This window comes from Shewanella sp. MTB7 (genome assembly GCF_027571385.1).
Lineage (GTDB): Bacteria > Pseudomonadota > Gammaproteobacteria > Enterobacterales > Shewanellaceae > Shewanella.
Map to the genome: position 1 here is coordinate 2978149 of NZ_CP085636.1, position 13263 is coordinate 2991411.

At 42.3% G+C, this 13263-nt stretch carries 10 protein-coding genes; all 10 read right to left on the reverse strand.

Annotated features, from left to right (window positions below):
• Positions 1-7 precede the first annotated feature (7 nt).
• Positions 8-2572, reverse strand: coding sequence for a PAS domain-containing hybrid sensor histidine kinase/response regulator (locus HWQ47_RS12695; RefSeq protein ID WP_269971475.1), 2565 nt, complete (start codon positions 2570-2572; stop codon positions 8-10).
• Positions 2565-3713 (reverse strand): nitric oxide-sensing protein NosP, encoded by a 1149-nt coding sequence (nosP, locus tag HWQ47_RS12700; RefSeq protein WP_269971476.1) that lies wholly within the window; start codon positions 3711-3713, stop codon positions 2565-2567. The genes HWQ47_RS12695 and nosP overlap by 8 nt, the downstream gene beginning before the upstream one ends.
• 99 nt (positions 3714-3812) lie before the next feature.
• Positions 3813-5957: an insulinase family protein gene (locus tag HWQ47_RS12705; RefSeq protein WP_269971477.1), complete on the reverse strand. Its 2145-nt coding sequence runs from the start codon at positions 5955-5957 to the stop codon at positions 3813-3815.
• Positions 5954-7069, reverse strand: coding sequence for a pyrroloquinoline quinone biosynthesis protein PqqE (pqqE, locus tag HWQ47_RS12710; RefSeq protein ID WP_269971478.1), 1116 nt, complete (start codon positions 7067-7069; stop codon positions 5954-5956). Before pqqE ends, HWQ47_RS12705 begins: the two co-directional genes overlap by 4 nt.
• A complete protein-coding gene (pqqD, locus tag HWQ47_RS12715; protein ID WP_269971479.1) occupies positions 7062-7334 on the reverse strand; it encodes a pyrroloquinoline quinone biosynthesis peptide chaperone PqqD in 273 nt (90 codons plus the stop codon). Before pqqD ends, pqqE begins: the two co-directional genes overlap by 8 nt.
• Positions 7334-8083, reverse strand: a complete 750-nt coding sequence (gene pqqC, locus HWQ47_RS12720) for a pyrroloquinoline-quinone synthase PqqC (RefSeq protein WP_269971480.1) — start codon at positions 8081-8083, stop codon at positions 7334-7336. Before pqqC ends, pqqD begins: the two co-directional genes overlap by 1 nt.
• Before the next feature lie 8 nt (positions 8084-8091).
• Positions 8092-9009, reverse strand: a complete 918-nt coding sequence (gene pqqB / locus HWQ47_RS12725) for a pyrroloquinoline quinone biosynthesis protein PqqB (RefSeq protein WP_269971481.1) — start codon at positions 9007-9009, stop codon at positions 8092-8094.
• An 86-nt stretch (positions 9010-9095) separates the two neighbouring features.
• Positions 9096-9167 (reverse strand): pyrroloquinoline quinone precursor peptide PqqA, encoded by a 72-nt coding sequence (pqqA, locus tag HWQ47_RS12730; protein ID WP_269971735.1) that lies wholly within the window; start codon positions 9165-9167, stop codon positions 9096-9098.
• A gap of 104 nt (positions 9168-9271) precedes the next feature.
• Positions 9272-11419: a 4Fe-4S binding protein gene (locus HWQ47_RS12735; protein ID WP_442802031.1), complete on the reverse strand. Its 2148-nt coding sequence runs from the start codon at positions 11417-11419 to the stop codon at positions 9272-9274.
• A gap of 76 nt (positions 11420-11495) precedes the next feature.
• Complete coding sequence (exaC, locus tag HWQ47_RS12740) at positions 11496-13016, reverse strand: acetaldehyde dehydrogenase ExaC (protein WP_269971482.1); 1521 nt, start codon at positions 13014-13016, stop codon at positions 11496-11498.
• Positions 13017-13263 lie beyond the last annotated feature (247 nt).

Here is a 13263-nt window from a genome sequence, read left to right on the forward strand (position 1 = left end):
CCTTCACTTACTTTAGTAAGTACAACATGGAGGTTTTTAGCTTCATTGGTTTTACTGGTTTATTGAGCAACAAGATCCCTCTCTTTTTTGCTTTGGCTTTTAGCTCTTCACTATAATTGGCCGTGATCATCAATATTGGTAGCGTGATATCACGGCTTTGATTAATCTCAATCGCGACATCGAGTCCGTTTACATCATCATCTAAGTGATAATCAACAATCAAAATATCGGCTTGATCTGTTTCTATATTCACCTTTTTTACTAATTCATCTAGACTTGTTGCTGTAGTGATATGACACTGCCATCCCTTAAGAAGCTGCGCCATAGCGAGACAGATACTGGCGTCGTTATCAATGAGCCATACTTTACGATTAGCCAGATCTGTATTGGCCAAGGCGCGGCTGAGGTTATCATTGCCTTGTTGCATCTTATCTACCCTACCCAGTGGTACACACACTGAGAATACTGAGCCTTTGCCCTCAATAGAGTTAACGTGAATAGGGTGTGCTAATACTTTCGAGAGTTTATCGACGATGGCTAAACCTAATCCTAAGCCGTTACTAAAGGCTTTCTGGGATGATTTAAGTCGTTTAAACTCTTTAAATATCTCTTTAATTTGGTCTTTAGCAATGCCGGCACCATTGTCCCAAACCTGAATCGAAATCGAATCACCCTGACGTCTGCAGCCGAGTAATACTTTTCCCTTTCCAGTGTACCTAAATGCGTTGGATAGAAAGTTTCGAAGAATTCGAGCGAGTAATACACTGTCGGAATGAACGATGGTATCACTGGGAATATGGTGCAGCTCTACGCCAAATTGGTCGGCATTCTGCTGATATTCATTAGCGAGATTGTTGAGTAACTCGCCTAAGTTAAATGTGCTTTTGTCTGCTTTAACTACACCAGCATCGAGTTTAGATATATCGACTAAAGTACTGATCAAGTTCTCAAGATCATCCAATGAGTTTGAAATAGAGCCTAATAGCGAGTATGTGCTAGTGTCTGAAAGCTGCTCTGATAACGAACTAGTAAACAATTGAGCTGCATTGAGCGGTTGCAGTAGGTCGTGACTAACAGCGGCAAGAAATTTAGTTTTTGATATGTTAGCTAGCTCAGCCTCACTTATCGCTTCGGTTAAGTTGAATTCTGCCAGTCGGCGCTCTTCAACTTCGACTTGTAGCACATCATTAAGGTTTTGTAGTTGAGAGGTACGTTCCTTCACTCTAATGTCTAATAGGTCGTGGGCTTTTTGTAATGCTAGCGCGTTGTTTCTTCTTAATGTGATATCACGCACCAGAACGAAGAAGCCGAGCACAGTTCCACTTGAATCCCGATTAGGGACGTAGGATTTTAGCAAGTGGGCTGGTTCACCTGAACTACTTAATTCCTCAATTTCAAAACTGACACTCTCACCTTTTAAGGCACGATCTACATAGGGTTGCAGCTGAATGAAATCCCCATGAATACGACTTTGTTCCAGCTCAAGTCCGTAGAGTTCCCCCTTTGCCCAGCCATACCAATCGACATACACTTGATTGGTGAATTGAAATTTTAAATCTGAACCAACATAGGCGATCATTGCTGGCACGTTATCAGTGATAAGCCTTAACCAGCTTTCACTTTTCTTTAGGGACTCTGCATAGCGGTGGCGTGTGGTAATGTCGGTAAATGTTTTGATTAATTTGCCATTTTTTAAACGGTGATCCCTAATTTCAACAACTGTCCCATTTGAAAGGCTCTGCACATAGTAATCATCTTCATTATTGGATTTAGGTTCAAGATCAAGCTCAGTAGAATTTTGAAGGTTGGAGAAGTAGGGCATTGAGCGCAACATTTGGGTCGAGAGTTTACTCATCTCTACAAAACGTTTATTCCAAACCTCGACTTGATCATGGCTACTGAGCAATATAACCCCTTGAGATAGGTTATCGACTAGGTTTTGCAGCAACTTAGATTTTTGAGCCATGGCTTTTTCATAACGTTCACTCTCTGCGACTTTCAAGGCGGTAATATCCGTATAGAGCATGACCCAACCGCCTTCACGCGTTCGGCGCTCATTCAGTTGAAACCAGCGATTGTCAGAAAGCTTATACACTGGACTATTGTCAGCGTCGCCGGGATATGCTTGAGATATAATGCCGCGGGTTTTAGCGAGTGCTTTGAAATCACTAAGGTTAACCCCTTCTTCAATACGTAGACCTGATTTGTGCCAAAAATTGACGAAATGACTGTTTTGCAGAATAATACGGCCATCGCTATCGAGTAGCACGAATGCGTCAGAGATACTCTCGATGGCATCGATAAAACGTTGTTTGAAAATATTGGCTTGCTCATTAGCCAGTTTTAAGGCTCGGTTGCTTCTTTCTAGTTGCGCCAAGGTATCATTTAACGCTTGAGTCTTCTCTTTGACTTGCTCAGCAAGGTGAACAGAGTGCTCAAAGGAGGCGTATGGTTCATTTTGATTGCCACCTCCTTCTTCAACTCGTTTCATTAGCACTTGATTGATTTTTGTTAATTTATCGTTTTGAAGTTGAAGCCGTGTAACCTCTTCAATTAATGCTTGCTCATTCATTAAGCTCTCCAGAAATGTACACTCCGGTAAAGGTTTGATTTAAGTGCATACCATTGATGTGCTCACCATAGGTATTAAAGCCAAACATTCGGTATTGTTCCTGCAAAGGTTTAATCTTTCCAATTAAATTTTTCTGTTCAATTTCGAGCCGCCTTAAAAAACAATCACAAGCTAGTACCAGTTCCGGTTTATCAAATCGTTGTTCAAGTGTGATTAACTTGTCAGATAGAGACTCAATGATATTGCTCATCTCTACGGCACTGAGGACTATGCCAGTGTCGACAGCACAATAAAAGGTCAGACTGAAGTCGTTTTTGTTCACTTTCTGTATTGAGCGAATATAGTAGTTGCCGCCAATTTTAACCGCTAATGGGTGAAGCGAGAATACATCTGGGTTTAGTTCATCGATTCCCAAACCTAAGAATTGGGCATATACGAGTGCGGCGGGCTCTGAATTGAGTTCATAGACAGTGCGGCTTTGTGCATCGGCCTGTGTGACGACCAGTTTTTCAATTGAAGATTTAATGTGATTACAATTAAAGACTTTAAATTGACAGAGAGTATTTACCATGATGGTTATCGCGGCCTGTTGGTGAAACACACCTTGATGGTAGACATGGGTGTTGGCCAAGTTGGTGTCATCACCGGCAGAACCGCCAAAATGGGGAATACCGTTGGCTGCTGAGTTTAAAATACTGAGTAATTGCTCCTCTTTGGTAGAAAGGCCATCAATGAGGGTTAATAAAAAAGTATTATTTTTTATAGGCGTTAGTGCTTTTTCACTGCACTTTTCGATCAGTTGATTAATTTTTGTCTGAGCGTTTATCAGATCGAACGTTTCAATGGCAGGGATGAGTTCAACACTAATCGCAAAGAAGTCAGGAGAGAACCATATTGCAACAATTGAGTGCTGCTCATAACCCTCGCAGGTGAGTTCACCAGCGGTAGTACAGCCAGCTAGTTCGACATCAATGAATTGATTGTTCATCGCGCTCGCTAGCGCTTCAAGAGGGTAGACGACAGAACAATAAAACAGCACAAAGCCAGTTTGAGGCTGACCTAACTGTTCAAAAATCTCTTGGCTTGCGAGACGAGGTGCTTGTGTTCTGCTGACAGCATATTTTGTTTTTATTTTGGTCATGTTTTGCCCTGTTGCTGACTGACATTTATGCTTATTGCTTAAGAGGTGAATATCCTTTTAACTGATTGATTCATATTAAATAAATTAAATAGATATTCTTTAGTGGTCATCAAGTAGATTTCTTAGAAAATTCGCTAATGTCTTACTCGAGATGTTACTCAATAATGACTCAAATTTCATTTGGTCGTAGATACCTTGGGTTAGTTGACTCAACTTAATCAGATGTTCAGCGTCAAATCTCCCATATTTGCCCAGATAAACCCGACGCAGTTTGTGTTTGGCGAGCGTCAATGTGTCGTTTAAAAAATCGATATCATTAGCGATAAATTTCAATGAGTGCGATAGCGTTTTCATGCGTGAACCAGTATCTGTATCGAATACGCTGTAGAAAATCAACTCTTTAACATCATCACAATAAACCGAGGCGATGCTATAACAGGCGCCTGATAATCTGGGGTGCAAAAAATGTGAGGATGCTCCTATCACATAGCTGGCAAGCCAAGCGGTAACTAGCTTCTCATCTTGTATGAAAATCCGACATATCCAATGCTGTTCGCAGTAAGCGTGCTGCTCCACTGTTACATTAACGTTAAATGCAGCGGAGTGCTCGTTTTCTTTTAACTTATCGGATGTCATTAGTTTATAACTTGAATTCACTTGCCTTTTTGGATTATGAACCGTCTCTAATTGATGGTGAAGCTGATGGATAACCTGAGGTAGATTAGGAAGATGACAGCGCAAATCCTCGGTGATGACTTTAGACAATTCTGCTAGAGAGTTTAGTGAGATTTGTAAATTTGAGTTATTGATCAATACCAAGTTAGCCAGTGATATAGCTTCGAGTTGATACTGTACTTTTACAATATCGGCGAGTATGGGGGTGTTGATGCCCTGCTGAAATTCAATAATGATGAAGTGTGACCAAATATCCATGCGATCAGCAGTAAGTTCCGTTCGGTTAAGGCTTGCTAATAACTGTTTAATCATCAGGATCTCATGCTGCAAAACTATCGATTTCAAATGCGCATTTTTCAAGGGCTTCTGCTTTACGTTCGGTGCTATTTCGCCAACGTCGCTGATCAATGGTTTGGCGCTGAGTTGCTCAAGCAAATTGCCATTATCATTCTGGCTTTGCGGCTGAATATAGTGGTTATAAAGTCGAATGATTTGATTGATCTGCTGTGGATATTTACTGTTGGAATGATCTGGAATACTGCACTTTACAGTGTGAGAAGATAGATGAGCAATGATAAGGTTTTGTATCTGTACTATGCACTGCTGACAACTGATCACTCTTATGGCAAATTGATGTTGTGCATTGGTATCACATGAAATTGGCACCATTTTGCCGTCATCTTGTGTTATTAACGTTGATAAATCCTGTGCAATGGCATTGATATGATTGTAGTAGCCGACATCAATCCACCAGGTATATACCCTGTGTTGAGAGTTGGGGATATGCTCAAGAGTTTGGCTTGTCTTATTTTCGACTTTCGTTGGGGTATTATTGTTTCCTCTTTGTGCATCGTTTTCAGTACTGGTATCTGAGCTGTGATTGGCTATGGAACGCGTCAATAACACCTGCAATTCGTCGAGGTCTGGCGTCATGGTGATTAACTGAATATTGTTCGCTTGATAATAGCTTTGGTGGTAGTGGGTGATAGCCCCCAATGTTAGTTGGTGTAAGCAATCAGTGACGCCACCGTACCAATGGATTTTATGGGGTGAATTATCACCTATAAGTATTTGAATATATTCAAGGTAGTGAGAGTTCGCTTGATAACCAAGCAGTTCTCGATAGATAACACCAGACTGGTTACCGTCAAAGATTTCCTGGGTTAATTCCTCTTCGGTAGTAACCGGCGATAAAATGCCCTCAATAAGATAGTTTATAACAAGCTCAAAGCTTGTTTTATCAGGGCATACGCAGTGAAAGCAGGTAAAGCCGTCCAGTGTCGACGCATTGATTTTTACATTGGTGAGTGAGGTTAATTGAAACAAAGTGCTGGCTTGGGGATGACCTTTGCTGCGCCTAAAGCTTAAATGTTCAGCAGCATGAGCAAGCCCAGAGTCATCATGACTGGGGGTTTTGATAAAAAATACCGCACTGTATTGCTCGTTTTCAATGAGAGGTTCGTTATTGGGCTTGATATTAAAGTGAAGCAGCCCTGAAGTGTGTCGGTATTTGTTTACCGAGACATTAGGCATGAACAGATCATCTTGCTGTTGAAATCCGTTTTTCATAATTTAAGCAAAGCGATATCAGCAAGCCTTTTTCGTTGCTTGAGTGGTGTTGTTGGATTCTTAGCTTGTTCGATGGCTTCAAGTATCAAGTGGTGATCGTCTGATTTACTGCAGACAGGATCAGTTCGGCTCATATCGCCAGTGAGCATGAAGGCTTGGCAACGACAGCCGCCAAAGTCTTTCTCTTTTTCATCACAGCCCTGACAGGGTTGAGCCATCCAACTATCCCCTCTGAAATGGTTAAAAGAGAAGTCCTTGTGCCAGATCTCATCGAGTTTTTTCTCTGTTACGTTTGGAAAAGCCAAGGGCAGTATTTTAGCACTGTGGCAAGGTAACGCACTGCCGTCGGGGGTGATGGTTAGAAATGTGCTGGCCCAGCCGTTCATGCAAGCTTTTGGGCGTTCCTCGTAATAATCGGGGGTGACAAAGATAAATTGCGGCCCCGTATTTGCCTGCTGCTCGCGAAAACAATTAACGCTAGCTTCTGCATGTCTAAGCTGTTGCTGGGTGGGAAGCAGATGATCACGATTTTCAAAAGCCCAGCCGTAATACTGAGCCGTGGCAAGTTCAACATAATCGGCGTTAAGTTGGCAGCTTAATGCGAGGATCTGTGGGATCTGTTCGATGTTCTGTCTGGAGATGACAAAATTCAGCACCATAGGGTAACCTTCAGACTTTACTATTTCAGCCATTTTTAATTTCTGATCGAAGGCTTTTCCTCTGCCAGCTATCGCATCATTAAGTTCAGGATCGGCGGCTTGAAAACTGATCTGAATATGATCTAACCCTGCGGCTTTTAATTGTTTAATTCGCTTCTCAGTTAAGCCGATCCCTGAGGTGATCAAATTAGTATAAAAGCCCAGTTGACGGCCATGCTTAACTAAGGTTTCCAGATCTTTTCTTAGTAATGGCTCCCCACCTGAAAAACCAAGTTGTACTGAGCCCAATTCCCTTGCTTGGCTCAATACATCTAGCCAAGCCTCAGTGCTTAACTCATCATCTTTGTTGCCCAAATCTGTGGGGTTTGAACAATAAGCGCAATGAAGAGGGCACTCATAGGTGAGTTCAGCTAATAGCCATAATGGAGGGCCAACAGGTGTATTATCAGACATAGCTTATCCATCTTTTAGCTTGGGCCGCGGCCAGAAACTCCTCAATATCGCACCTAATGTCATCGGCTTGAGGGAACTTTTTCTGTAATTGACTCTGTATTTCATCGACAGAAGTTAGGCCGTCAATGTGCTGTAATATTTCAGCTGCACTGTCGTTGAGTTTGACCATACCTTCGGGATAAAGCAGTACAAAACACCCTTGCGCTTTTTCAAACTGTAAGCGAAAAAGGGTATTCATCTTTGGGGTTTGTGGGGCTGATGTCATTAAAATATCCCTTTGTGGTAGATGGGGGCGTCGACAAGCTGAGAGTAAGGTGCCCGATCATATTGATAAGCTAAGGTCATAGCATCTAACATTGACCATAAAATATCGAGTTTAAACTGCAGAATATTGAGGGCATGTTCCTGCTGTTCTCGGCTGGTGAAGTGCTCCAATGTGATGGCTAAGCCGTGGTTCACATCTCGCCTTGCTTGGGAGAGTCTCATCTGAAAATAGGTTAACCCTTCTGGTTTAATCCAAGGGTAATTTTCGGGCCAGCTATTTAACCGGCTTTGGTGGATCTCTGGCGCAAACATCTCAGTTAAAGATGAACAAGCCGCTTCTTGCCAAGATGCGCGTCTGGCGAAGTTGACGTAGGCATCTACTGCAAACCTGACGCCGGGTAAGATGTATTTCTCATCGAGCATATCTTGACGGCTGAGCCCGACGGCTTCACCTAAAGTTAGCCAAGCTTCAATGCCCCCTAAAGTATTGTCTTCAATGGAACCATCATGGTCGATGATCCTTTGGATCCACATACGACGGGTTTTAATGTCGGGACAGTTAGCAAGTATAGCGGCGTCTTTTACGGGAATATTGATTTGATAATAAAAACGGTTGGCCACCCAGCCACGGATCTGTTCAACACTGCATTCGCCGTTATGCATCATCTTATGGTAAGGGTGATGTATATGGTAAAGCGTACCTTTCTCTTTTAGTTTTTGTTCGAATTCTTGTTTAGTCCAGGCTTGCATTATTACCTCTATATGAATATTTCCATACCGTCGGTTGCTATTTCAACACCGTTATCAATCACATAACGGTGCTCTGAGGATTCTTCGTTTAAGATAGGGTTAGTATTATTAATGTGAATTAGAATTTTTCGTTTGATATCAAACTTATTGAGTAGCGCCACAGTGCCAAACTCGCCGTTAACTGGCATATGACCCATTTCTGAGCCTAATTTATGACTAAATCCTTTGGCGATCATCTCGTCATCTAACCAGAGTGTGCCATCGATTAATGCACACTCGGCATCGGCAAGCATTGATTCTACAAGTGGGTTTGATTTGACGATTCCGGGGGCGTAGAACAGATATTTACCTGTACTGGTATCGACAATTTTTAGACCTATGTTGTTGCCGGGGACAATATGATCACGATAAGGTGAATAGGGAGGCGCATTAGATTCTAAAGGAACCGGATAAAACTCAAGCTCTGGTACCTGTTCAACGTCAAAAGCCTCTTGGTGTTCTGTGTCGATTGAATGGTGGATGAGCCCTCCATGCCAATGGCTTAACAGCGTAAACAGTGGGTAGGCACAAGAGAGATCTTCAAAGACGACATCAGTGCAGTAAACCGGTAAAGGCAAGCCCTCTCTTAGAGTCAGCAATCCTGTGGTGTGATCGATTTGACTGTCAGATAGAATTGCAGCTTTGATTTTTGTACCTCTTTGGCCTTCACTTGGCCATAATTGAGGCGATTGATTGATCTGTTGACGTATATCTGGGGAAGCATTGATCAATACCCAGTTTTCGCCATCTGGGCTAACCGCAATAGAGGACTGGGTTCTGGCTTGGGCTTTAATGCGGCCGCTGCGAACACCTTCACAGTTATCACAGTGGCAATTCCACTGTGGAAAGCCACCACCAGCCGCTGAGCCCAATATGAGTATATGCATAGACCGATAGTCCTATTGAAGTGGTTAAAGAGACGCAATTTACATAAGAAAAATCCCCACAATTTAAACTTGTGAGGATTTCATATTTATCGGTTACTGATATAAAGGGTAACTTCAAAACCTAGACGTATATCTTCAAATTTTGGTTTGGTCCACATAGCTTATTCCTCCACTGTTATTTTATGTATCACTTATTCCAATATAAAAGCTGGTCAAAAATTAAAATATTATACTTTGGTTGGAAAAAAGGACGAGAAAGGGCCTAAACCTTACTCAATACTATAGCTCTATCGCTGTTTAACGACTTTGTTTGCTTTGATCTATTGCTTTTCTGTCCATATCGATTCACGACACACAGCGTAAGGCTTTCAATGGTGACTAAACATTCCAGGCATTGAATACACTCGCTATATTCAATTGATCCATCATGGTTTATCGCATTAATAGCACATTTTTTGCTTCGACAAAGTTGACAAGGATCACCACATTCTTTACGTCTTGTTAACCACTTAAACAGTGGATAGCGCCCAAGTAAAGCAAGTCCTGCCCCCAGAGGACAGAGATAACGGCAGTAAAATTTATGGATTTTCATACTGAGTAAAAGCAGTACTACTGAATATAGGGTAAAGGGCCAGTAGCGTACAAAATTCAGCGTGATGCTGGTTTTAAAAGGTTCAACTTCCGCTAGCTGCTCTGCCACATTTAGTGAGTAAAAGGCTGTGCCAACGAGGATAAATAGAATGAGGTATTTTAACTTTCTGGCAAGCTTGTCAGTTTTTGAGTTCAGGTGAATCTGTTTAATTTTTAATTTCTGGGCCACTATTCCTAGCATCTCTTGTAATGCGCCGAAAGGGCAGAGCCAACCACAAAATAGTCCTCTTCCCCATAGAAACACGGTGATAAAGACAAACAGCCAGAGGATAAAGATGATGGGATCAAGCATGAATACTGCTAATTGAAATCCATTCGTGGCAGAGAGAAGTAGGGTATACATGTTGACCACTGACAGCTGACCTTGGCTATAGAAACCCAGATAGAGAAGCACGAACAATAAAGAGAGGTGACGTATGCTGTGGGTGAGTCGAGCATTGGCAGCAAGTGATTGTTGCTTAATAAAAATGATGGTTAATAAGCATAAATAGAGACAGAGGATGGTTATCTCAACTCGTCGACTGTGCCAAATAGTGAGCCATAATGGAGTTGGTGTAGCAGTATCAAGTTGAACTTGTTTGATAAACAACTCTGTTGGCAGTGCTGTACTGAATATGAATGTATGCTGTTTTTGGCTTAAAAATGATTGGTTGTAAAAAATAGACAAGCCTAAATTAAACGGTCTATGTAGCTCAAAGCCTGATTGTGACTTTATTCTAAATACCTTCAGATCGGTAAACTCTGGCATTGAGATATTGAAATAGGGGTCGTTAAAACTGTAAAAATCGATATCTCGCAGATCAACAGGAAAGCCATCTTGGTTGGCACTTAAACGGTTTGACACTGTCTGCGGGATGAACTCATCACTGATAAACGAATATTGGCCACGATTTAGTAGCAGCAAAGCATGCTCGCCGGGCTTTAAGCTCTCTAGTAAGCGTTGATATTCACTTTCTCCAAGTAGGTTTCTACCTATGATAGGGATGTTGATAAAACCGAAATAGAGATCAATAAGCTTGTCACCAGCTTGATTGGCATTACCTTGAAAGAGGCCATCTATCTCACTCGTGAGTTCTCTCGGTAAATCATTGAGAGTCTGGGGCAATGACTGCCAGTGCTGCAAGTAACCTTTACCCATTAATTGATCAAAATTAAGACGATGGAACAGCTTGGACTTAATAACATAGGGAGATGCTGCAGTAAACCCCTCCAGTTTTGCTCTGGCAACCTTAAGTGCGGATGCTAAAATAGTGTCATTAATCACTAGTACTGAGACCGTTGCGCGGGTGATACCATCAAAATAGGTGGCTTGCTTGGAGGTTTTATCTTGGCTGTTGATGATAAAACGCTCTTTTACTGAATGACCTTGGTATTGATTGACAAACTCAAACATGTTCTGTTCACCTAAACCATGAAGGAAAATAGGTTCGTGATGTCCTTTGACTCTTAGTCCCGTTATGACTCCTTGGGTATTAAGGCCGAGCAACAGATTGATAGATTCACCAGAAAAACCAATAAAGTCGGTAAGATCATCGGTTTCAAAGGCGTAGCCTAACAGCTGATTGAGTTGATAAACGGGAATGACGGGCAAGTGTTCGTCAGCTAAACCGACACGTGTTGCACTGGGGAAAAGTTGGATTATTTCTGAGGGGATCTCAGTGACGTCATTATCTGCAAAACACAAAAAAGGGAACGTTAACATTAGAAGAAGGTAGAGGTTGGGAAAATGATTGTGTCTTATCCACCTAATAAATAACATGTTAAGTCCCAGAAAGTTTTAAATCATATTTGCTTCCAAACAAACTGTTGATGTTTGGAAGCGCGCCAGCTAATGATTAAAAGAATCCAAGCGGGCTAGTGCTGTAACTTACAAGCAGATTCTTCGTTTGCTGATAATGATCTAGCATCATTTTGTGAGTTTCACGTCCTATGCCTGATTTTTTGTAACCACCAAAGGCGGCATGAGCAGGGTAGAGGTGATAACAGTTGGTCCAAACTCGACCAGCTTGTAAGCGGCGTCCCATTCTGTAGGAAACATTGGCATCGCGCGTCCAGAGACCTGCACCTAAGCCATAGGCTGAGTCATTGGCAATTGCCAGTGCTTCTGCTTCATCTTTAAACGTCGTGACAGCAATCACAGGCCCAAAGATCTCCTCTTGGAAGATCCGCATAGAGTTATCACCTTGGAGTATGGTGGGCTGGATATAGAATCCATTTTCAAGTGAATCGCCTAATCTTTCTTGATCGCCACCAGTTAATACTTTTGCTCCTTCCTGACTGCCTATTTTCAAGTAGCCCATGATCTTATCGAACTGTTCTTGAGAAGCCTGAGCACCGACCATGGTTGAGGTATCGAGTGGGTTACCGCGGATGATCTCTTTGGTTTTCTGTAGCACTTTGGCCATAAACTCATCAAAGATATCCTCTTGAACTAAGGCTCGCGATGGACAAGTACACACTTCGCCTTGGTTGAAGAAACCAAGTACAAAACCTTCGGCGCATTTATCTAGATAGTCATCTTCGAACCGAGTAACATCGCCAAAGTAGATGTTAGGAGATTTACCGCCCAACTCAACTGTAGAGGGGATCAAATTTTCTGCAGCACATTTCAAGATATGCCCACCTACGGCGGTTGATCCTGTAAAAGCTATTTTTGCAATACGTGTGCTGGTGGCCAAGGCTTCACCGGCTTCTTTACCGAAGCCATTAACCACATTAAGGACGCCATCTGGAAGTAGATCGCCAATCATCTCCATCAAGATTAGAATGCTTGCAGGTGTTTGTTCGGCGGGTTTAAGTACAATACAGTTACCCGCGGCGAGTGCTGGCGCCAGTTTCCATGCTGCCATTAACAGCGGGAAGTTCCAGGGAATGATCTGGCCAACAACACCGAGTGGCTCATGGAAATGGTAGGCTACTGTGTCTTTGTCGATTTCAGATAGAGTGCCTTCTTGTGCACGAATACAACCCGCATAGTAGCGGAAATGATCAGAGCATAAGGGAAGGTCAGCTGCTAAAGTTTCACGAACTGGTTTGCCGTTATCCCATGTTTCCGCCACTGCGAGTGCTTCTAAGTTCTCATCAATTCGGTCAGCAATTTTTAATAGTATGTTTGAACGTGCCTGCACCGAAGTATCCGCCCAGCCAGCTTTAGCACTGTGGGCAGCGTCTAATGCAAGCTCTATATCCTGTGAACATGAGCGAGGTATTTTACAGATCTCTTCACCGGTCACTGGAGTTGTGTTGCTAAAATAGACGCCTTTTACTGGTGGTACCCATTTGCCACCAATAAAATTTTCATATTGCGCTTTAAAAGATATAACTGAATTGTCGCTACCCGGATATGCATAAATCATATTTCACCTCAATCTAGACCTGCCAGAGTTTGACTCTTTTCCATGGTCTTGTTTTTGTTCGCTCTGGGGTAATCCAAAGCATCTTGATGAATTCATATTAGCCCTGCGCCGTAATACAAAACATGATCCCTTGGCACAAAAAAACTCATACTTTAGAAGGAAGTTAGTATTATGAATTAGCTGGATTGTCTGTTTTTTTTACAATTAACTTGCGCAGTTAGTCAGGGAGATGTTGTTTGAGAGACTG

What these genes read in the sequence shown, in the direction of transcription:
- pqqE (WP_269971478.1), bottom strand. Translation starts at nt 7,069, where the DNA reads ATGTCTGATAATACACCTGTTGGCCCTCCATTATGGCTATTAGCTGAA.
- pqqC (WP_269971480.1), bottom strand. Translation starts at nt 8,083, where the DNA reads ATGCAAGCCTGGACTAAACAAGAATTCGAACAAAAACTAAAAGAGAAA.
- HWQ47_RS12705 (WP_269971477.1), bottom strand. Translation starts at nt 5,957, where the DNA reads ATGAAAAACGGATTTCAACAGCAAGATGATCTGTTCATGCCTAATGTC.
- pqqD (WP_269971479.1), bottom strand. Translation starts at nt 7,334, where the DNA reads ATGACATCAGCCCCACAAACCCCAAAGATGAATACCCTTTTTCGCTTA.
- exaC (WP_269971482.1), bottom strand. Translation starts at nt 13,016, where the DNA reads ATGATTTATGCATATCCGGGTAGCGACAATTCAGTTATATCTTTTAAA.
- pqqB (WP_269971481.1), bottom strand. Translation starts at nt 9,009, where the DNA reads ATGCATATACTCATATTGGGCTCAGCGGCTGGTGGTGGCTTTCCACAG.
- HWQ47_RS12695 (WP_269971475.1), bottom strand. Translation starts at nt 2,572, where the DNA reads ATGAATGAGCAAGCATTAATTGAAGAGGTTACACGGCTTCAACTTCAA.
- HWQ47_RS12735 (WP_442802031.1), bottom strand. Translation starts at nt 11,419, where the DNA reads ATGTTATTTATTAGGTGGATAAGACACAATCATTTTCCCAACCTCTAC.
- nosP (WP_269971476.1), bottom strand. Translation starts at nt 3,713, where the DNA reads ATGACCAAAATAAAAACAAAATATGCTGTCAGCAGAACACAAGCACCT.